At 69.4% G+C, this 20,457-nt stretch carries 18 protein-coding genes; 7 read left to right on the top strand and 11 right to left on the bottom strand.

All coding sequences use genetic code 11. The features are described from left to right. Window positions 1-118: 118 nt before the first annotated feature. The gene (locus tag OG219_RS25460; RefSeq protein ID WP_266830180.1) at window positions 119-775 is read left to right on the top strand and encodes a M15 family metallopeptidase; all 657 of its coding nucleotides are present in this window, start codon (window positions 119-121) and stop codon (window positions 773-775) included. A gap of 7 nt (window positions 776-782) precedes the next feature. On the opposite strand, the gene OG219_RS25465 is transcribed toward OG219_RS25460, so the two are convergent. The 5 genes from OG219_RS25465 to OG219_RS25485 form a co-directional block, all read right to left on the bottom strand. After that, on the bottom strand, window positions 783-1,493 hold the full coding sequence (locus OG219_RS25465; RefSeq protein ID WP_266830182.1) for a hypothetical protein: 711 nt from the start codon (window positions 1,491-1,493) through the stop codon (window positions 783-785). Window positions 1,494-1,604: 111 nt separating this feature from the next. Continuing rightward, complete coding sequence (locus OG219_RS25470) at window positions 1,605-3,440, bottom strand: DUF4157 domain-containing protein (protein WP_266830184.1); 1,836 nt, start codon at window positions 3,438-3,440, stop codon at window positions 1,605-1,607. 255 nt (window positions 3,441-3,695) lie between these two features. Beyond that, window positions 3,696-4,559 carry a transglutaminase family protein gene (locus OG219_RS25475; RefSeq protein WP_266830186.1) on the bottom strand — a complete coding sequence of 288 codons (864 nt, stop codon included), beginning with the start codon at window positions 4,557-4,559 and terminating at the stop codon, window positions 3,696-3,698. Between the two features lie 2 nt (window positions 4,560-4,561). Continuing rightward, a complete protein-coding gene (locus tag OG219_RS25480) occupies window positions 4,562-5,494 on the bottom strand; it encodes an alpha-E domain-containing protein (RefSeq protein WP_266830188.1) in 933 nt (310 codons plus the stop codon). A gap of 37 nt (window positions 5,495-5,531) precedes the next feature. Beyond that, window positions 5,532-7,076: a circularly permuted type 2 ATP-grasp protein gene (locus tag OG219_RS25485; RefSeq protein ID WP_266830190.1), complete on the bottom strand. Its 1,545-nt coding sequence runs from the start codon at window positions 7,074-7,076 to the stop codon at window positions 5,532-5,534. Window positions 7,077-7,772: 696 nt separating this feature from the next. Between OG219_RS25485 and OG219_RS25490 the strand changes: the two genes are divergently transcribed. Continuing rightward, window positions 7,773-8,813, top strand: coding sequence for a helix-turn-helix transcriptional regulator (locus tag OG219_RS25490; RefSeq protein WP_266830191.1), 1,041 nt, complete (start codon window positions 7,773-7,775; stop codon window positions 8,811-8,813). On the opposite strand, the gene OG219_RS25495 is transcribed toward OG219_RS25490, so the two are convergent. The 3 genes from OG219_RS25495 to OG219_RS25505 are packed head-to-tail and all read right to left on the bottom strand — an operon-like array spanning window position 8,770 to window position 11,764. Beyond that, window positions 8,770-9,777 carry a helix-turn-helix transcriptional regulator gene (locus tag OG219_RS25495; RefSeq protein WP_266830192.1) on the bottom strand — a complete coding sequence of 336 codons (1,008 nt, stop codon included), beginning with the start codon at window positions 9,775-9,777 and terminating at the stop codon, window positions 8,770-8,772. The two genes, OG219_RS25490 and OG219_RS25495, sit on opposite strands and share 44 nt — an antisense overlap. Next, entirely contained in the window at window positions 9,774-10,757 is a 984-nt protein-coding gene (locus OG219_RS25500; protein WP_266830193.1) for a helix-turn-helix transcriptional regulator, read from the bottom strand. The genes OG219_RS25495 and OG219_RS25500 overlap by 4 nt, the downstream gene beginning before the upstream one ends. A 23-nt stretch (window positions 10,758-10,780) precedes the next feature. Continuing rightward, window positions 10,781-11,764, bottom strand: coding sequence for a helix-turn-helix transcriptional regulator (locus tag OG219_RS25505; protein WP_266830194.1), 984 nt, complete (start codon window positions 11,762-11,764; stop codon window positions 10,781-10,783). 348 nt (window positions 11,765-12,112) lie between these two features. On the opposite strand from OG219_RS25505, the gene OG219_RS25510 reads away from it, so the two are divergent. Then, window positions 12,113-12,448, top strand: coding sequence for a hypothetical protein (locus tag OG219_RS25510; RefSeq protein WP_266457609.1), 336 nt, complete (start codon window positions 12,113-12,115; stop codon window positions 12,446-12,448). A gap of 133 nt (window positions 12,449-12,581) precedes the next feature. Here OG219_RS25510 and OG219_RS25515 read toward each other — a convergent pair whose 3' ends face one another. Then, a complete protein-coding gene (locus OG219_RS25515) occupies window positions 12,582-12,998 on the bottom strand; it encodes a pyridoxamine 5'-phosphate oxidase family protein (protein WP_266830195.1) in 417 nt (138 codons plus the stop codon). Window positions 12,999-13,171: 173 nt separating this feature from the next. On the opposite strand from OG219_RS25515, the gene clpB reads away from it, so the two are divergent. Together clpB and OG219_RS25525 are read left to right on the top strand one after the other, a co-directional pair. Next, window positions 13,172-15,769, top strand: a complete 2,598-nt coding sequence (gene clpB, locus OG219_RS25520; RefSeq protein WP_266830196.1) for an ATP-dependent chaperone ClpB — start codon at window positions 13,172-13,174, stop codon at window positions 15,767-15,769. Window positions 15,770-15,972: 203 nt separating this feature from the next. Continuing rightward, window positions 15,973-16,503, top strand: a complete 531-nt coding sequence (locus tag OG219_RS25525) for a YbjN domain-containing protein (RefSeq protein WP_266830197.1) — start codon at window positions 15,973-15,975, stop codon at window positions 16,501-16,503. A gap of 23 nt (window positions 16,504-16,526) precedes the next feature. On the opposite strand, the gene OG219_RS25530 is transcribed toward OG219_RS25525, so the two are convergent. Both OG219_RS25530 and OG219_RS25535 read right to left on the bottom strand, forming a co-directional pair. Then, the gene (locus tag OG219_RS25530) at window positions 16,527-17,633 is read right to left on the bottom strand and encodes a hypothetical protein (RefSeq protein WP_266836228.1); all 1,107 of its coding nucleotides are present in this window, start codon (window positions 17,631-17,633) and stop codon (window positions 16,527-16,529) included. Window positions 17,634-17,870: 237 nt separating this feature from the next. After that, complete coding sequence (locus OG219_RS25535; RefSeq protein WP_266830198.1) at window positions 17,871-19,061, bottom strand: pyridoxal phosphate-dependent aminotransferase; 1,191 nt, start codon at window positions 19,059-19,061, stop codon at window positions 17,871-17,873. Window positions 19,062-19,189: 128 nt separating this feature from the next. Here OG219_RS25535 and OG219_RS25540 point away from each other — a divergent pair, with 128 nt between their 5' ends. Together OG219_RS25540 and OG219_RS25545 are read left to right on the top strand one after the other, a co-directional pair. After that, complete coding sequence (locus tag OG219_RS25540; RefSeq protein ID WP_266830199.1) at window positions 19,190-19,465, top strand: hypothetical protein; 276 nt, start codon at window positions 19,190-19,192, stop codon at window positions 19,463-19,465. Between the two features lie 405 nt (window positions 19,466-19,870). Continuing rightward, window positions 19,871-20,401 (top strand): DUF2617 family protein, encoded by a 531-nt coding sequence (locus OG219_RS25545; RefSeq protein ID WP_266830200.1) that lies wholly within the window; start codon window positions 19,871-19,873, stop codon window positions 20,399-20,401. The last annotated feature ends 56 nt before the right edge of the window (window positions 20,402-20,457 follow it).

Here is a 20,457-nt window from a genome sequence, read left to right on the forward strand (position 1 = left end):
AGCAAGGCGGCGAGTCCCTCCGGGGCGGTGGTGATCACCGCGGGGCTCGCCGCTTTCGCGTACCGGGGACCCTCGCTTTCCCGTACCAGGGACCGCCGCGGCATGATCTGATCCGCTCATGACCGAGATCGTGCTGATGTCAGATCCGAAGATCGCCGCGATACCCGTTGTGGACTGCGGGGAACTCCTTGTCGACGTACGGGAGAGGGAGCTGTTCCCTGTCGATGCCCGCAGGCGGGACGACTCGGGCGCCTTCGCGCATCTGCGGGCGGGCGTGCTGACCAGGCTCGTGAAGGCCAGGGCCCTGCTCCCCGGTGGCGTACGGCTGTTGTTCGTCGAGGGGTACCGGCCGCCCGCCCTGCAGCGCGAGTACTTCGAGCGGTACGCCGGTGAACTGCGCGCGAGCAATCCCGGCTGGGACGCCGAGCGCATCCGGAACGCGGCGAGCCGGTACGTGTCCCCTCCGGAGATCGCCCCGCACAGCGCGGGCGCCGCCGTCGACCTCACACTCGTCGACGCCGACGGCCACGAGCTCGACATGGGGACGCGGGTGAACGCGAGCCCGGAGGAGAGCGACGGCGCCTGCTACACGGCCGCGCCCGGCATCAGCCTGCGGGCACGCGCCAACCGGCGGCTGTTCGGCGACGCGCTCAAGGCGGCCGGCCTGGTCAACTACCCCACCGAGTGGTGGCATTGGTCCTACGGCGACCGCTACTGGGCACTCACCACCGGCGCCGACCACGCGATCTACGGGCCCCGGGAGCTCGACGTCTGACACCCGCTCAGCGACCCCTTGTCCGCAACAAGGTCTCCTCCAGGAACGTGACCATCTCGTCGATGCGGCGCGAGGCGTTGGCCCTGAAGTCCGCTGTCTCGTAGATGAATCGCCGAGTGTTCGTGAGGCCGAGGGCGGCGAAAGGCTCGCGGCCCTCTGGCGGCAGGAGACGGCGGTTGTTCTCGTACTCCTTGACGACCTCGTTGAGGTAGCTCTCGATGTGCGCGTAGTGCTTTTCGAGTGTCTCCACCACGGTCTCGCCCCTGAGCCCGCACTTCGGAACTTTGATCGCGTCGCCGCCCGGCAGGTGCTTCTGGATTAGCGGGGCCGTGCGCTTCAAGCTCTCGAAAACGAGCTGCTGCTTGCACAGTTCGGGCAGCAATCGGGAGTACGCCTCGGCAGTGATGCTCGGTGCCGTCCTGGGGGCCGTCTCGGCCCTGAGGAGTCGGCGAATCTGCTTGACGGCGTTGTAGCTGTTCAGCGTCTCGGTGAGGACGGACCTGACCCGGTCGTCCAGACGCTGCCGTTCGAGGTGGGCCTGCTGCAGCACGAAGGTCGCCCATCCGACGGCGAATCCCACGACCGAGATGGCGAGCACCTGCACACAGGCACGCATGACTTCGTACGGAAATGTCTTGCCGTGAGTTCCCCGTACGGCCAGCGTGACGACCAACAGCCCCGCGAGCGCGAGCGTCGCGACGACGAGAACGAGAGCCACTGCCTGTCGTTCGGGTTTGGTCGGCCACGGCTTCCGCATGGCACACGCCCTTCCGTGAGTCCCGGTGACCGAACAGAGCCCGTTGCGACGGCACGCCGCCGCCTGGGTCTGTCAAGGGAACCGACCGCTGAGCCGGCGTTCGAGCAGGGCCAGCAGTTCTGTGCGTTCAGGGCCTGCGGGAAGGCGGGACAGCGCGTTGCGAAGGACGGCCGCGGCCTCGGGTGCCTGCGGCAGGAAGCGCCAGCGTCGGAGATTCATCTGCTTGCGGATCGATGCCCAGGGCACTTGGTTCCGCTCTGTCAGGAGCTTCAGCCACTTCGTGGTTGCCGCCTCCGCGTTCTGCCGGAGGGCCTCGGCATGGCGGGGCCCGAAGGTGATCGGTACTCCTGATTCCATTTCACGAATCGGCTCCTGCATCCGGGGCGCGGGAGCGGACGGTTCCGTCCCTCTCGTCGCACCGCCCTCGGGCATGTCGCGCGTGGGCGACTTCGGTGGTCCGGGATCGACGCCGCGGGGCTTTCCGCCGCCGGTGCCGCCCCGACCCGGCGGTCCTGGACGGCCACCGCCTCCTGGTTCGGCAGTACCACCGGTACTGCCGCCGGGCGCGCGGATCGCGACGCGCAGTACGCCGCCGATGACCATGCCGACGACCAGCCCGTTCCGTATGCCTCGGAAAAGGTCCGCGACGGCGGCGGCTTCCTCCCGTACCTTGCGGTTGACTCCCATGATCAGTTCGTAGCTGTCCGGGGCCGTCTCCGGGGAGATCCAGGTAGGCAGGATGATGTCGGCCGCGCTGCGATAGAAGGCCACCGCGCGGTCATAGCCGGTCATCGGCGCCACGTCGTTCCACGTCACCGAGGCGGCCATCGCCTCGGACTTGGTGTCGTGGACATCAATGAGCGGCACAGCTTTCGTGGCCCCCGTCCAGTCGATCTGGGCGTTGAAGACCACCTCTCGGCCGCCCTCCCAGACAAGCGTGTAGCGGTCGGCAAGGACGAGCATGCACTCGACTCGGGCGAGGACGTTCTCGATGTACTTCGGATCCCGGCGCGGATCAGCGACCTGGGTCAGCCCCACGGACGAATTCGCCTGCCCACGGAGCCGGCCGAGCAGGGCGTTACGGGTCGCTCTGGACAGGCGCTGATGGAACGTCCGGGCAAGCCGGTCGGACGGGGCGGGCTTCTCCAGACGATCGGCCAGCCGGCCGGCTTTCCAGAACGGGAGTTTCACGATGATCTCCGTGAGCCGGAGGATCCGCCGCTGCTGGGCGTCACGGTCCTCCGCTCCGACCGGAGTCCCGAGCACGGCGAGCATCTCGTCCTCGACGGTGAACTCGCCGGGCTGCGCGTCGTTCAGCCGGATCCCGGTCACCGGCAGGGGTGCCTCACTGATCACAGCCCCTGCCAGCACGCTGTCCGCCATGCGGTCGGCCTGTGCTTCGGCCGCCGTGCGGGAAACTTGGGGAATCGGGTTCGCCAGTGGTCCGGTCGGCCATTCATGCGACGCCCGGGCCTGCAGGACATGCGCGAGTTCGTGGGCCAGCAGGCGGATGCCGTCGGGGCGCCCGGGTGCGTACCGACCGGCGGCGAAGTTCAGATGCTCGCCGTTGGCGAACGCTCGCGCATCCAGGTCCCGTGTCTCAGCCTGCGCCTGATCGTCGGTGTGGATCCGAACCGACGAGAGGTCCGCACCGAACCCCGCTTCCAGGTTTCTGCGCACGGCTCCGTCAAGCGGAGACCCGGCGGATGTGACGGGCACCGTCGCGGGGCCGGGTGACGCGGCCGGGGAATGAACCTTCACCTGAGCCGGCGAGTGCTGACTCCACGCGGGCTGCTGGGCGGCTTCGTTCAGGCCGGCGGAGTCCTGGAGCGCGGATCTCCTCGGCGGCTGCGGTCGCGGCACCCTCTCGCGGGCGGAGCTCGGCTGAGCGGACGGATGCGATCGCATGTCGGTCCTCTCCGGTCGAGGGGGCGGATCACGGGCGTTCGGCTATTCGCACGTCGCACGTCGCACGTCGCACGTGCCCGTGTCGGCAGACCGGCTCTGCCGCCGGCGCAAGCTCACGCCCTCATCCTGCCGAAGCCGCGTCACGGTCACGTCAACGTCGACGCGTCCGGCCTGGGTGGCAGCGGACGGCGACACCGCCGTCGCCGTCACGCCCGTCCGTGAAATTCAATCCACCCGCCGCACCCGTGCGTGATTTCAAGCCACCCGAGTGAACTCCACCGTCACCTCGGGCGGCCCCCCGGCCACCCCCCGGTACACCCCCTTGTGAGGGGTCACGTCGTCGTAGTCGCGTCCCCGTCCCACCACCACGTGGGACTCGTTGGCGCGCGTGCTGTTGGTGGGGTCGTAGCCGTTCCAGTCGCCCGCCCAGTACTCGACCCAGGCGTGGCTCTGGCCCTCGACGGGGCGGTGGAGTTCGGCCTCGCGCTCGGGGTGGAGATAGCCGGAGACATAGCGGGTGGGCAGGCCGAGGCCGCGGAGGAGGGCCGTGGTGAGGTGGGTGATGTCCTGGCAGACGCCCGCGCCCTGTTCCCAGGCCTCCATGGCGCTGGTGTTCACGCCCGTGGCGCCGGGGATGTACGAGACCTGACCGGTGACCAGGGACGACACGGCGACGACGGTCTCGTGCGGGTCGAGGCCGGTGGCGATCGCGCGCGCCCGCTCCATCAGCTCGGGCGACACGGTCGTACGCCCGGTCGGCGCCGCGTACTCCAACAGGCGGGAGTGGGCGGTGAGTTCGGTGATCTCCGACCAGGTCGGTGCGGTGGTCGGCGGACCCGGCGGTGCCGTCTCCACCAGGCTCGACGCCGTGATGGTGAGGTCCGCGTGCGGGTCCATGAGGTCGAAGCCGGTGACCTGGGTGCCCCAGTAGTCCCAGTAGGACCAGGTGGCGGTGGCGGGGTTCACCGTCACCCGCGCGTCCAGGGTGGTCTGGCCGGGGAGCGTCAGCGGGGTCATACGGACCTCGTTGTGCGAGGAGACCGCGGCCTGCGCGTAGGAGACGCGGGTGGTGTGCCGGATCCGGAGCCGACGGGTCGCCGTGGGGATGTTCCCGTTCATGCTCACGCTCCTTCCTGGGCCCACTCGACGGGCCCCTGGTTCGGGAAGAACTTCTCCGCCACCGCCTCGGCGGACGCCATGCAGGCCTGCTGCAAGTCCTTCAGCAGCAGCGGGAGTTGTTCCTCCAGTGCGGACAGGTCCAGGTATTCGAGGCGGGTCCGCATGCGGCCTATCGGGCGGCGCGCCGGGTCCTGTCTCGGCCGCCCGAGCGCCGCGAGGCACTCCTCCGCCGTGGTCAGCGCGTGCAGCGCGGAGCGCGGGAAGTCCCGGTCCATGAGGAGGAATTCGGCCACTCGCGGGCTGTCGCCGAAACCACCGTAGACACGGGCATACGCCTCATCGGCGCCACTCGCACTGAGCAGTGTCGGCCAGTCGGGAGCATGGGCGGCGTCCAACACCCGTACGGACAGCAGCCGTACGGTCATGTCCACCCGCTCAAGGCTCCGCCCCAGGACCACGAACCGCCAGCTGTCGTCCCGGCTCATCGTCGAGTCGGCGAGCCCGAAGAAGAGGGCGGCCCGGCGGCGTACGAGCTCCAGATAGGCGTACGGGCCCGTCCGTCGCGATGCCAGCCGCTGGTCGGCCAGGGCGTGCCAGGTGGAGTTGAGGCACTCCCACATCTCGGAGGAGACCGCCTCGCGGGCGCTGCGGGCGTTCAGGCGGGCGGCGCCGATCGCGCCCTCTATGGCGCAGGTGGAACGGGCGTCGAAAGCGAGCTGGTCCAACACCTGCTGCATGTCGACGCGTTCGCCGCCCGCGTCGACGCCGAGGATCGCGTACAGCGAGCGGCAGGCCACGTCCTCGTCGCGCCAGGGGTCTTCGAGGAGCCGGTGCAGATAGGCGTCGAGGATACGGCCGGTGGCGTCCGCCCGCTCGACGTACCGTCCGGTCCAGATCAGGGCTTCGGCTATCCGGGAGAGGATCACGTCGTTCACGGTCGTACCTCCTGGGCCTCAGGAACCGGTGAAGCGGTCACTGCTGCTGCGCCCCTTCCTGTACGACGGTGCGGTCGCCGTCGGGTCCGAGCTGGCGCGGGACGACGTCCGGCACGGAGCTGTTGATCTCGGGCGTGGGCTGATCGGCGGGCCCTTCGGCCAGTACCCAGGTGTCCTTGGAGCCGCCGCCCTGGCTGGAGTTGACGATCAGGTTGCCCTCCTGGAGCGCGACCCGGGTGAGCCCGCCGGGCAGCACCCACACATCGCTGCCGTCGTTGACGGCGAACGGACGCAGGTCGATGTGGCGCGGCGCCATACGGTCACCCGCGAGGGTGGGCGAGGTGGACAGGGCGACCGGCCGCTGCGCGATCCAGCCACGCGGATCGGCGGCGACGGCCTCGCGCGTACGCTCCAGGGTCTCCCGGTCGGCCTTCGGTCCGATGACGATGCCCTGGCCGCCGGCGCCGTCCACGGGCTTGATGACCAGCTGGTCGATCTGGTCGAGGACGGCGTCCAACTGGCCGGGCTCGTCGGGCCGGAAGGACTCGACGTTGGGGAGAATCGGTTCCTCTGAGAGGTAGTAGCGGATCAGGTCGGGGACGTACGTGTAGAGCAGCTTGTCGTCGGCGATGCCGTTGCCGACGGCGTTCGCCAGGGTCACCGTGCCCGCCTGCGCGGCGTTCATGATCCCCGGGCAGCCGATCACCGAGTCGGGCCGGAACTGCAGCGGATCGAGGAAGTCGTCGTCGAGCCGCCGGTATACGACATGGACGGGCATCTCGCCGCGCGTGGTCCGCATCCACACCCGGTTGTTGCGGCAGACGAGGTCGTGCCCCTCGACCAGCTGCACGCCCATCAGCCGTGCCAGCAGGGCGTGTTCGAAGTAGGCGGCGTTGCTGGGGCCGGGGGTGAGGACGACGACGCGGGGGTCGGTGACGCCGTGGGGGGCCGCGGCCCGGAGTGCGGCCAGCAGCTTCTGCGCATACCCGTCCACGGGCACCACATGCTGCTCCGCGAAGAGGGAGGGGAAGATCCGGGTCATCGCCCGCCGGTTCTCGATGACGTACGAAACACCGGACGGCACGCGAACGTTGTCTTCGAGGACCCGGAACTCTCCCGCCTCGTCCCGCACGAGATCGATTCCGGCGACGTGGATCCGTACCCCGCCCGGTGGCTCGATCCCGTGCGCGGCTCTGTGGAAATGCGGCGAATTGAGCAGCAGCCGCCACGGTACGACCCCGTCCTCGAAGGCACGGCAGGGCCCGTAGGCATCGCTGAGATAGGCCTCCAGGGCCCTGACCCGCTGGGAGACCCCGCGCTGGATGAGATCCCATTCGAGCGCGTCGAGGATGCGCGGCACGAGGTCGAGCGGCCAGGGCCGTTCCTCGCCCGCGAAGGCGTAGGTGACCCCGCGGTCGGTGAACGACCGCGCCATCTGGTCGGCCCTGAACCGCAGTTCGACCGGTTCGATCGGCTGCAGTGCCGCCAGCACCGGCTCATAGGCGGTCCTGACCTCACCCGGCCGCTCAAACATCTCGTCCCACGCATCGGCCAACGCGTATGCGTCAAATATGTCCGCCATGGACTGACGTTAAGTGCGGTACGTAACACGCTGATCACTCGACGATTTCCAGCAGCTCACGTGGCGTGCCGCCGTCGACGTGTCGTCGCCGGGTCGCCGCTCCCGGGGCCCTGGCCGAAGGGGGAATCCGGCCAGGGCCGCTCGGAGCGCCGTGGAATCCGTGCAGCCTGTGAAGCCCATGTGGGCTCCGTGGATTCCGTGGCGCTCATGGGAAGCGATTCCACGATGCACCGGACGGATGGGCGCCGCCACCGTCAGCTTGTTGCAAGTGCGCGGGCGGAGGCGGGGATATATATGGGCGTATACGGGCGATAGGGGGCGGCGGGGCGGCACAGGCGTGTTGCGATGGCGGACGGGGCCGCGCATAGTTGCGCTGCGGAACGCGGAAGTCGCGGATTGTGGAAGTCGCGGTGTGCGGCGGTTGCAGACGTGGCGGTCGTGGACGTGGCGGTCGTGGTGTGCGGCGGTCGCGGACGTGGAAGAGGTGGAAGCGCGCGGGCCGGAAACGCGGGAGTCCCCTAAGCAGGGGAGTCCCGGAACTGCGGGGTCCTCGGAAGAGCAGGGGAGTCCCGGAAGCGCGGGAGTCGCGGAACACGGGGACGACGCGGAGCGTGGAAGAGCGGAAGCGTAGAAGGCGCGGAAGCGTGCAAGACGCTGGAGTCGGCGGCGGGGAGATGGCCGGGCAGGAGTGGGGAGATGGCCGGGCAAGGCACGGACAGACATCCGCACGGCGCTGACCAGCTGTGCGCGGCAGGCGACCGGGTGTACTCCCGGGCCGTGCGGCGCGGCCGCGTGCCCCGCGAGGACGCGGAGTCGGTGCCCTGCCTGCTGGAGTTGGCGCTGCTGCATCCCGACCCCGACGACATGGGGTGGCTGGTGCCGACCTCGCCGCAGGAGGTCATGACGCGGCTGCTGCGCGGGGTGTACGAGGAAGTCAGCGCGAGCCAGGCGCGGGTGGGCGACGCGGTGTCCGCGTTCGAGTGGTACGCCGGGCTCGGCGGGCGCGTCCAGGCGCCGGCGGAGGGTGTGGCGATCCGCGTCCTCGACGGACTGCCCCGCATCCGGGCCGCCATGGACGCGGCGACCGAGGCGTGTACGTCCGAGGTGCTCACCGTGCAGCCGGGCGGTATCCGCCGCGAGGACGAACTCTCCGAGGGGCTGCACCGCGCCCTGGGCCTGCGCCGCCGCGGCGTGCGCATGCGCGACCTGTACACCCACGTGGCGAGGCACGGCCAGGGCCTGCTGAACTACATGGAGCTGATGGGGGATTCGGCGGAGGCCCGCACGCTCGACGAGGTCGTGGAACGCCTCATCCTCTTCGACCGCACCGTCGCCTTCATCCCCGCGAACTCGGACCGCACGATAGCGCTGGAGCTGCGCCACCCGGCCCTCGTGGACTACCTGGTGACGGTCTTCGAGCGCTTGTGGCGCCTGGCGATCCCCCTCGCCTCCCCGCTCCCCTCGACGGGCATCGAGGGCATCACCCACCGCGAGCGGTCCATCGCGGCACTCCTGGCCGAGGGCCACCAGGACGCGGTGGTCGCGGAACGCCTGGGCATCAGCGTCCGCACCTGCCGGGCCCACATCGCCCGCCTCTCGGAAACCCTGGGCGCCGCGAGCCGCACCCAGTTGGGCGTCCGCATCGCCCAGGCGGGCCTGGACGACCCACCACGCTCCCCGGAACTGGAGGCCGTCACGGCTCCCGCTGTCCCTGGTCCTGCCGGTCCGCCTGCTTGAGGATCCCCGACTCGGCGATGAGGTAGCCGAGTTGGGCTCGGCTGTCGCTGCTGAGGGTGGCGGCGAGTTTGGCTATGTGGACTCGGGCGGTGCGGATGTTCAGGCCTAGGCGTTCCGCGATGGTTGCGTCGGTGTGGCCTTCGATGAGGAGGGCGGCGATGGCTTGTTGGCGGGGGGTTATGCCGTTGTGGGACGGCCGCTGGGCTGCTTCGGGATACATGGGGGTGGCCAGGTGCCAGAGGCGGTCGAAGGTGGTGGCGAAGTGTTCGATCAGGGCTGGGTGGCGGACTTCCAGGGCGAGGGTGCGGTCCTTGCTCGCAGGGATGAAGGCGACGGACCGGTCGACGACGATCAGCCGGTCGGTGACTTCGTCGAGGGTGCGGGCCTCGACGTCGCCCTTCAGTTGTTCGTAGCGGGCTTGGACGGTGGGCGCGTGGCGGAGCGTGTGCTGGTACAGCGTGCGGATCCGGCCACCGCGGTCGAGCAGGTCCTGGTCGCGGCGCATGGCTTCGACGTGGACTCCGGGGTGCGGACCGATGTGACTGCTGTGCGGCTGGATGGCGAAGAGTTCGTGGGAGGCATCGGCCATGGAGCGCGTGATGGCCCTGTTGATGCGCTCCATACCACTGATGACGCTGATCGTCGGGGTGTCCGCCGCTGTGCGCCGCCCGTCGATGCGCATGAGCGGCTCGAACGCTTCGGCCAGCCGGGCCTCGTGCCGTCGCTCGTCCGCGATACGTTCCGCCGCGTTCCGCAGGAGCCGGTGGAGGGCCACTGCGGGGGCCACGGGCTCCAGCCAGCGCATGTCCTCGACGTCGGGGTTCAGCAGCCCGAGGTCGACCAGACAGGGGGCATCGACGGCTTCCTTGCGGTGCACGCGGCCCTCGCGGAGGGCGCGGGTGTACACCTCCGTCCCCGCCGCACAGAGATCCTCCACCCCGTGATCCGGGTGTGCCGTGGTCACTCTGCTGCTCCCTCCTGCTTGAGGATTCCCGACTCGGCGATGAGGTAGCCGAGTTGGGCTCGGCTTTCGCTGCCGAGGGTGGTGGCGAGTTTGGCTATGTGGACTCGGGCGGTGCGGATGTTCATGCCGAGGCGTTCGGCTATCGCGGCGTCGGTGAGGCCCTCGACGAGGAGGCTTGCGATGGCGTGTTGGCGGGCCGTGATGCCGTTCAGGGAGGGCTGCTGGACGGCCTGGGGGTACATGGGCGTGGCCAGGCGCCAGAAGCGCTCGAAGGCGGTGGCCAGGTAGGCGACCATGGCGGGATTGCGGACCTCGACGGCCATCGTGCGGTCGGTGTTCACGGGGATGAAGGCCACGGTGCGGTCGACGACGATGAGGCGGTCGGTGACCTCGTCGAGGGTGCGGACCTCGACATCGCCGCTCAGGTGCTCGTAGTGGGCGAGAGCCACCGGGTCGTGGCGGGAGGTGTGCTGGTAGAGGGTGCGCATCCGGCAGCCCCGCGAAAGCATCTCCTGCTCCAGCAGGAACGCGCCTGCCAGGAGGGAAGCGGGACGTTTGCCGCCGGGCTGGATCGTGAGTACCTCGCGCGACGAACTGGCCATGGCTCTGGCGATCGCGGCGTTGATCCGCTCGATGTCGGTCAGGACGGTGTTCGCGGGTGCGTCCGTGGGCGATGCCTGCGCCGCGTTCAGGGCCATGAGCGGCTCGAAGACCTCCGCCAGGCGGGCTTCGCGCTGTCGCTGACGGGCGATGTCCTCGGCGGTGGCGTGCAGTAGCCGGGGCAGGGCAATGGCGGGGGCTACGGGACGCAGCCAGTCCATGTCCTCAAGGTCCGGCTGGAGCAGGCCGGAGTTGATCAGGCAGGGGACGGGCTCCGCGTCCTGCAGGGCGACGCGGCGCTCGCGCAGCGCGCGGGCGTACAGGTCCAGGCCCGCCTCGCACAGCTCGTCGGCGCTGTGCCCATGCGCCCCCGCGGTCACCTTTGGCTCGCTTCCCTCGGCATTCAGTGATCCTGGTCCAGGATTCCCGACTGCGCTATCAGAAAGCCGAGTTGCGCCCGGCTCCCGCTGCCCAGCGACACGGCGAGTTTCGCGATGTGGGCGCGGCAGGTGCGGACGTTCATGCCGAGACGCCGGGCTATGGCCTCGTCGACATGGCCCTCGACGAGGAGCTTGGCTATGGAGCGCTGGACTCCGCTGATGCCGTCCGGAGTGGACTCGTACGGCACCTCCTCCAGGAGGGGCGTCGCGCGCTGCCACAGTTGCTCGAAGACCTTGATGAGGTACTTCACCAGGCCGGGATGGCGGAGTTCCAGCGCGACCTGCCGGTCGTCGCGCGCGGGGATGAAGGCCACTGTCTCGTCGCAGATGATGAGTCGCTCGATGAGTTCCTCAAGGGTGCGGATCTCGACCTTGGCGCCGGCCATCTGGTCCACGTAGGCGAAGGTGCTCTGGCTGTGCCGGACCGTGTGCTGGTAGAGGGTGCGTACCGAGATGCCGCGCTCGATGAGAGGCTTGCTCCGTTCGAGGGCCTGACTCAGTGCGTTCTCCGGCCGGCCGCCACCGGGCTGCACGGTCAGGACTTCGACGCGGCTCTCCGCTATGGCCACATCCAGGGCCGCGTTGATCCTGCTGAATCCCTCCAGCACGGTGATGGCGTGGGTCATGGCGGGCTTCTGCGCACTGATGGTCAGAAACGGCTCGAAGGTGTCGGCGAGGTCGACGGAAAGCCTCCGCCGGTCCTGGATCTCCCGTTCGATCGGCTGGAGCTGCTGGGAGAGTGCGATCGACGGCGGCACCGGGCGGAGCCAGTTCGCGTCGTCCGGGTCGGGATGCAGCAGCGCGAATTCGACCAGGCAGGGGGCAGGCTCCACCTCGACTCGGGCGATGCGTCCGGCGCTCAGTGCGCTGGCATAGAGGCGAGCACCCTCGTCGCACAGATCGGTGATGGAATGAGGATGTGTCGGGTTTGTGCCTTTTGTGATCAAATCTCCACCCCCCAGGGTCCTGAACGTGCAGGAACATGATGCATCGAGTGTGTGGCATCAATGTGCCTGAATGAGCCATCGTCTTGTTCTGCGGGGGAGAGGATGTCATCGAGTGAGGGCGAAGCCGACTATGCGAAAGAGAATGCTTCGATCAGTGTTGGCCGCGGCCGTCGTGGCCGCCGCACTGGCACTTGGTGCGGCAAGTCCTCTCGACGTCGCCTGGACTTCTGCTCCCGCTGAGGTTGGCGCTCAGCAAGGGGACGTTGGTTGGACCTCCGCTCCTGTTGACGTTGTCGCCGTTCAGCAGGGCGACGTTGGTTGGACCTTTACCCCGGCGGGCGAAGGCGTATGACCACCCCTCCCGACGACCGCTCCTTCCGCCGAGAAATGGCCACCGCCTACCGCTCCGGCTGGCACTTCATCGACCTGGTCACCGCCATCCCCCACAGTGGTGACTCGTTGATGGTGACGGTATTCGGAGAGCCGGTCGTCGTCACGCGGGACGACGACGAGGATCTGCGGGCGTACCGGTGTCTGCGGCGGCCTCGGGGGGCGCCGCAGCCAGTGCGGTGTGCCATTCGTTACGGAATGATCTTTGTGAACCTTGATCAGCGTGATCACCAGCTGGTCGAGCCGGAAGCCCCGGACGTGCAGACCATCTCAGCCACCCCCCGCAGTGCCTGACGCGATTCCCCCGTCGTAGTAAATCGCGCAGGTACTTCCCCCCGCAGCGGCGTCACCGTGACCTGAACACGGTGACGCCGCTGCAGTTTTACGTGAAACCTCCTGGTATCGGCCATGGCGAGACTGGCTGAAATCAGCCACGGCCCAGCGCCGAGGTCAGCTCGATCTCGATCACCACCCGGGAGGGGTTGGGGGAGGGCGTGCGCCCGTACCGCTCCGCGTACCGCCGTTCCGCCTCCGCGATGCGCCCTGGGTCGACGGACACCGTCGCGAGCCCCTCAAGCGTCGCCCAGCGGCGTCCGTCGACCTGACAGGCGGCCACCCGCACCCCGCCGGGGCCCGCGGCCAGCACATGGCCGACCTTCGCGCTGGACTTGTTCGCGATCACCCGAGCCAGACCCGCCTCGGGATCGTATGTAACCCCGACGGGCACCACGTGCGGGCTGCCGTCGGGCCGCAGGGTCGTCAGCGTGCACAGGTGCCGCTCCCGCCAGAAGCTGAGGTAGGCGGTGTCCGGCTGTCGCGGATCCACCGGGTAAGAGGAGGCCATGGGGCCTGAATCTACTCCGGGCGTCCTCCCGGTCCGGATCCGCTCCCGGACCACCCTTGAGTGGAATAGACTCAACTTTGTGCAAGTTGAATCACTCAGGATGTAGGACGCAGGCATCTAGAGCTCAGACATCCAGGACTCAGGCAACTAGTACCCAGGAGGAGAACGCGACCGTGGACGCCGAGCTGACCAACAGGAGCCGGGACGCGATCAACGCGGCCAGTACCCGGGCCGTGTCCGGGAGTCACCCGGACCTCACCCCCGCCCACCTGCTGCTCGCGCTGCTCGAGGGGCAGGACAACGAGAACATCATCGACCTGCTGGCCGCCGTCGAGGCCGACCAGGCCTCCGTGCGGGCCGGCGCCGAGCGCGTGCTCGCCGGTCTGCCCAGCGTGACCGGATCCACCGTTGCGCCCCCGCAGCCCAACCGTGAGCTGCTCGCCGTCATCGCGGACGCGGCCGAGCGGGCGAAGGAGCTCGGGGACGAGTTCATCTCCACCGAGCACCTGCTCATCGGAATCGCCGCGAAGGGCGGCCAGACCGGCGACGTACTCTCCCAGCAGGGGGCGAACGCCAAGAAGCTCCTCGACGCGTTCCAGAAGAGCAGGGGAGGGCGCCGGGTGACCACCCCGGATCCCGAGGGCCAGTACAAGGCGCTCGAAAAGTTCGGTACCGACTTCACCGCCGCGGCGCGGGAGGGCAAGCTCGACCCGGTCATCGGCAGGGACCAGGAAATCCGCCGGGTGGTGCAGGTCCTGTCCCGGCGCACCAAGAACAACCCCGTCCTCATCGGAGAGCCCGGCGTCGGCAAGACCGCCGTCGTGGAGGGGCTCGCCCAGCGGATCGTGAAGGGTGACGTCCCGGAGTCGCTCAAGAACAAGCGGCTCGTCTCGCTCGACCTGGGCGCGATGGTCGCCGGGGCGAAGTACCGCGGTGAGTTCGAGGAGCGGCTCAAGACCGTGCTCGCCGAGATCAAGGACTCCGACGGGCAGATCATCACCTTCATCGACGAGCTGCACACGGTCGTGGGCGCCGGTGCCGGCGGGGATTCCTCCATGGACGCGGGCAACATGCTCAAGCCCATGCTCGCGCGCGGTGAGCTGCGCATGGTCGGCGCCACGACTCTTGACGAGTACCGGGAGCGGATCGAGAAGGACCCCGCCCTGGAGCGCCGCTTCCAGCAGGTGCTGGTCGCGGAGCCGTCCGTCGAGGACACCATCGCGATCCTGCGCGGGCTCAAGGGGCGGTACGAGGCCCACCACAAGGTCGTGATCGCGGACAGCGCGCTCGTCGCCGCCGCCACGCTCTCCGACCGGTACATCACCTCCCGCTTCCTCCCCGACAAGGCCATCGACCTGGTCGACGAGGCCGCGTCCCGGCTGCGCATGGAGATCGACTCGTCCCCGCTGGAGATCGACGAGCTGCAGCGCCAGGTGGACCGGCTCCGCATGGAGGAGCTGGCGCTCGACAAGGAGACCGACCCGGCCTCGCGCGAGCGCCTCGACAAGCTGCGCCGCGACCTCGCCGACAAGGAGGAGGAGCTGCGCGGCCTCACCGCCCGCTGGGAGAAGGAGAAGCAGTCCCTCAACCGCGTCGGTGAGCTGAAGGAGAAGCTCGACGAACTCCGCGGCCAGGCCGAACGCGCCCAGCGCGACGGCGACTTCGACACCGCCTCCAAGCTGCTGTACGGCGAGATCCCCTCCCTGGAAAGGGACTTGGAGGAAGCCTCCGAGGCCGAGGTGGAGGTCTCCAAGGGCACCATGGTGAAGGACGAGGTCGGACCCGACGAGATCGCCGACGTGGTCGGCGCCTGGACCGGGATCCCGGCCGGACGTCTCCTCGAAGGCGAGACGCAGAAACTCCTGCGCATGGAGGAGGAGTTGGGGCGCCGGCTCATCGGGCAGACGGAGGCCGTGCAGGCGGTGTCCGACGCCGTACGACGCACACGCGCCGGAATCGCCGACCCCGACCGGCCCACCGGATCCTTCCTCTTCCTCGGCCCCACCGGCGTCGGCAAGACCGAACTCGCCAAGGCCCTCGCCGACTTCCTCTTCGACGACGAACGCGCCATGGTCCGTATCGACATGAGCGAGTACGGCGAGAAGCACAGCGTCGCCCGCCTGGTCGGCGCCCCGCCCGGCTACATCGGGTACGAGGAGGGCGGTCAGCTCACGGAGGCAGTGCGCAGGCGGCCGTACAGCGTCGTGCTGTTGGACGAGGTCGAGAAGGCGCACCCCGAGGTCTTCGACATCCTCCTCCAGGTGCTGGACGACGGCCGCCTGACGGACGGTCAGGGTCGGACGGTCGACTTCCGCAACACCATCCTGATCCTCACGTCGAACCTGGGCAGCCAGTACCTGGTCGAGCCGATGACCTCCGACGAGGTGAAGAAGCAGCAGGTCCTCGAGGTCGTACGGGCCTCTTTCAAGCCGGAGTTCCTGAACCGGCTCGACGACCTGGTGGTCTTCTCCGCCCTGAACAAGGAGGAGCTGGAGCGCATCGCAAGGCTCCAGATCGACCGGCTCGCCGGGCGCCTCGCCCAGCGGCGCCTCACCCTGCAGGTCACCGACGCGGCCCTGGCCTGGCTCGCCGAGGAGGGCAACGACCCCGCCTACGGCGCCCGCCCCCTGCGCCGCCTCATCCAGACCGCCATCGGCGACAGCCTCGCCAAGGAGATCCTCGCGGGCGAGGTCAAGGACGGCGACACGGTCAGGGTGGATGCCTTCGGCGACGGGCTGATCGTGGGCCCGGCGACGGGCAAGACGCTGTAACCCGTACCTCCTGGCCCGTACCCCTCTGGGCTGCAGCCCGTACGCCCTGGCCCGTACCCCTCTGGGGCTGCAGCCCGTACGCCCCTGGAGGCAGCCGGAGGGCGAGGCTGTTGCAGGTTGGGTGCGAGGCGAGAGAGGGTGGGGTGCGTACGTCTGGTCTCAGATCCGGCCGGACGAGTCAGACGACTGCAGGAGTGTCACAGATGTCCATCGACCCGTCTTCGATTCCGAACTTCGGGGGCCAGCCCGAGCCGCAGAGCGGCGGACCGGCGGGCCCTGTCGTTCCGGATCAGGACCTTGTGAAGCAGCTCCTGGAACAGATGGAGCTGAAGTATGTCGTCGACGACGAGGGCGACCTCGCGGCGCCGTGGGAGCAGTTCCGCACGTACTTCATGTTCCGCGGCGAGGGTGACCAGCAGGTCTTCTCGGTGCGGACCTTCTACGACCGGCCGCACCAGATCGACGAGAAGCCCGCGCTGCTCGAGTCCATCGACGACTGGAACCGCCGCACGCTGTGGCCGAAGGTGTACAGCCACACGCACGACGACGGGACCGTCCGCCTGATCGGCGAGGCGCAGATGCTGATCGGCACCGGCGTCAGCCTGGAGCACTTCGTGTCGTCGACGGTCAGCTGGGTGCGGGCCGCCATCGAGTTCGACAAGTGGCTCGTGGAGCAGCTCGGCCTGGAGCAGGAAGTCAACGAGGCGGAGAAGCCCGAGGGCGACGAAGAGTAGACGAAGAGTATTCGCGGGACGACTTACAGCGGCGTGTGCGCGATCACGACCAGATACGCGCCGTACGCGAACGAGAGCCCGGCCAGGGCGCCGACCACCACGGTCGCGTGCCAGGGCCGGGCTCTCGCCGTCCGTACCAGGGCCCGCGCCAGCGGCAGCAGCAGGGGAAAGGCCGGCAGCAGGAAACGCGGCTTCGACTCGAAGAAGCCGGAGCCGCCGAGCGTGATCAACAGCAGTACGCCGCTGTGGACGAGCAGGGGGAGCGGGGCGCGGTCCGCGAGCAGCAGCGCGTACAGCAGCACGCCCGCCGCGACGATCACCATCGTCATGGGGAACACGAAACGGTCCCCGTCCAGCAGCAGGTGCTTGGCGAAGCGCAGCGAGCCGGCGCCGAAGTCGAAGCTGGAGCCCCACAGCCGCTGCACCTCGAAGTACCCGCCGAGCGGATCGCCCTTGCGTACGCCCACCCACAGCACGTAACCGCCCCAGCCGAGCGGCGCGAGCGCGGCGCCCGTCCACAGCCTGTGGGGAACTTTTCGCGCACGGAGCCGCCAGATCTCGCAGGCCGCCGCGGCCACCACTGCTGCCGCCACCGCGAACCCGTTCGGCCGGGCCAGACCCGCCAGGGCCGCCAGCGTGCCCGCCCACAGCCAGCGCTCGGTGAGCACCGCGTACAGCGACCAGGCGGCGAAGGCGGTGAGGACGGGCTCGGTGTACGCCATGGACAGTACGACCGAGTGGGGCAGCAGGGCCCACAGGAGTACGAGCGTGGTGCCGACCGCACGGCCGTGCAGCCGGGCGCCGATGGCGTAGATCCCGCAGGCGGCGGCGCCGGCCGCGAGCCAGGAGACCAGCAGGCCGGCCGCGCCGCTGCTCAGCGGGGTCAGCGTGGTGACGGCGCGGACGAGCGCCGGGTAGAGCGGGAAGAACGCGAGGTCGCTGTGGACGACGGTGGGGCTGAAGTGGAACGTCCGCCCGTAGCCGTGCGAGGCGATCCACAGGTACCAGGCCGAGTCCCAGGACCGCCCGAGCAGGCGGAGCGGGTTCCTGCCGGTGGCCCAGGCGGTCGCGGCGAGCACGAGGACACCGGTCAGCCGGGCGGCGGCGAACAGCCCCACCGCGGTCACCATGGCGGCCGGCAGCCCGCGCGCGGCGCGGGACGGCCGGGAGCCGACGCGATCCCCGGGGTTCGTTCGGGCGGGACGGCCGGGGCGGAGGAGGGTACTCGGGTGGGTCACCCTCGCACTCTGCGTCCCTTATGCGGGATTTTCGATGCATTTAGGAGTTTTGCGCGTCCGTGTCGGTACGGTTCTTCCCGCCCCGGCGCGCCGTCCGGGCCCGCGGCCGCCCCGGTGCTACCAGGCGCGTTACCAGGCCGCCTTGAGCCGCTTGACCGCCTCCTCCAACACCTCGGTCCTCTTGCAGAACGCGAACCGCACGAAGGGCGCGCCCGCCTCCCGGTGGTCGTAGAAGACGGCGTTCGGGATGGCGACGACACCGGCGCGCTCCGGCAGGGCGCGGCAGAAGGCGAAGCCGTCGGACTCGCCGAGCGGCCGGATGTCGGTGGTGATGAAGTACGTGCCCGCGGGCCGGTAGACCTCGAAGCCCGCGTCCGTCAGCCCGGCCGCCAGCAGGTCCCGCTTGGCGAGCATGTCCGCCCGGAAGTCCGCGAAGTACGAGTCCGGCAGCGCGAGCGCCTCGGCGACGGCGTACTGGAACGGCCCCGACGACACGTACGTCAGGAACTGCTTCGCCGACCGTACGGCGGTGACGAGATCGGGGGTCGAGGTGATCCAGCCGACCTTCCAGCCCGTGAAGGAGAAGGTCTTGCCCGCCGAGCCGATCGTGACCGTCCGCTCCCGCATCCCCGGGAAGGAGGCCAGCGGCAGATGCTCGGCGTCGTCGAAGACGAGGTGCTCGTACACCTCGTCCGTCACCACGAGGAGGTCCCGCTCGACGGCGAGCCGCGCGATCTCGGTGAGCTCCTCGCGGGTGAGGACGGTGCCGGTGGGGTTGTGCGGGGTGTTGATCAGCAGCAGCCGGGTGTTGTCGGTGACGGCGTCGCGCAGCTCGTCGAGGTCCAGGCGGAAGCTGCCCTCGTGCGGGCGCAGGGTGACCGGGACGCGGGTGCCGCCCGCCATCGCGATGCAGGCCGCGTACGAGTCGTAGTACGGCTCGAAGGCGATCACCTCGTCGCCCGGTTCGAGCAGCGCTAGCAGGGTCGCGGCGATGGCCTCCGTGGCGCCCGCCGTGACGAGGACCTCGCGGTCGGGGTCGTACGACAGCCCGTACCGGTGCTTCTGGTGCGCCGCGATCGCCGTACGCAGCTCGGGTACGCCCGGACCCGGCGGGTACTGGTTGCCGCGCCCGTCGCGCAGCGCCCGCACCGCCGCCTCGCGGATCTCCTCGGGCCCGTCGGTGTCGGGGAAGCCCTGGCCGAGGTTGATCGAGTCCGTACTGAGGGCCAGGGCCGACATCTCGGCGAAGATCGTCGTGCCGAACTCGGCGAGTCGGCGGTTGAGCAGGGGGCGGCGGGCGTTGGAGGTCATGCCGGTCATCCTGCGCCCAAGCTCTGGAGTTCCTCAACTCTGCTTTGGCACGTGAGACGCGGGGGCATCCCCCTCTCACGCAAGAAGCGAAGCGCCCACGGGGGGTCGCTTCGGGGGAACGAAAGGAGGGTGGCGCCATGATCATCGGCATCATCCTGGCGGTCGTCGGCAGCTCGCTGGTCGCAATCTTCGGATTCGGCCGCAAGGACAAGAAGGTCGCGCTGACGAAGGCGTCGAAGGCGGCCAAGGCCTCGAAGGGGAAGCGCCGCTCACGCCGCGGTTCCTGGTGGGCCGGCGGAGCCGGCGGCGGCGGTGGAACGTCCTGCGGGGGATCGTCGTCCTGCGGAGGCGGGTCCTCCTGCGGGGGCGGGTCGTCCTGCGGCGGCGGGGGCGGATGCGGCGGAGGCAGCTGACACGGGGCAGCTGAGCTCCTCAGGGGGAGACGCATCCGGAGCACGAAGAAGTGCCCGTCGGGCAACGGCTGCCGACGGGCACTTCCGTGCGCGGGGCGTACGCCGTGGTTGAACAGTTGAGCGTTGGAGCCCTCGGGGGGATGGAAACCCCACGAAGTTGGGTAAAAAGCCTGTGGTGGCGCCACAGTTCATGATTCCCTCTAAATCACCAACGCAGCCCCAAGGCCCTGTCGTCTCCATGACGTCTGCCGGGCGACGCCTGGCACCGCTCTTCCGGCGGACGACGCCAAGGTGACCTCAGGGCCTCGGATCGTCCTTACTGGCCGGGCTGATCGGGCCGATCCCCCGGTACCCACCGGGTGCGCCGGACCCCCACCTCCCTTTGCGTGCTAGCGGAGCCGACCCATGCTCACGACTCTCGAAACCTCGTACACCGACACGTGCGCGGCCGACCTCGCCTGGACTCTGGGGCGCGAGCCGCTGCCCGCGCTCGCCACCCTGGACCTCGAACTCGGCGGGGCGAAACTGCAGTTGAGACTGCTCGGCGCGTCCCACCAGGTACTCCTGGAGGAGGAACAGGGCAGTTGTTCGGAGACCGTCGCGTGCATCCCCGGCAGCAGTACGCCCCTTCCGCTCGGCGTGGCCAAGCGGGTCGGCGACTGGGAGTACGAGTTCGCGGCACGCGTCGAGACCCTCTCCCGCGGCTCCTTCGCAGGCCGCGCCCAGGAGTTGCTGGCCCTCGTCTCCGACCACCCCAACGGCCTCGCCGGCGTCTTCCCGGGCAGCCCCCACGCCTTCACCGCGATGCTGGCCCAGCGATACGAGGGGCAGGTGCACTGGCGTACGTGGCACGCGTATCCGCAGGACGGGCAGTTGGTGGCGACGCGGACGCGGGTGGGGGTGAGGGTCCCCGCGGGGGCGGGGTTTGCCGGTTGAGTGTCGGCCGGCGATCTTTTGGGCGGTCACCTCGACGCCGAGTGCCATAAACCGCG

It is taken from the genome of Streptomyces sp. NBC_00038 (assembly GCF_026343635.1).
Lineage (GTDB): Bacteria > Actinomycetota > Actinomycetes > Streptomycetales > Streptomycetaceae > Streptomyces.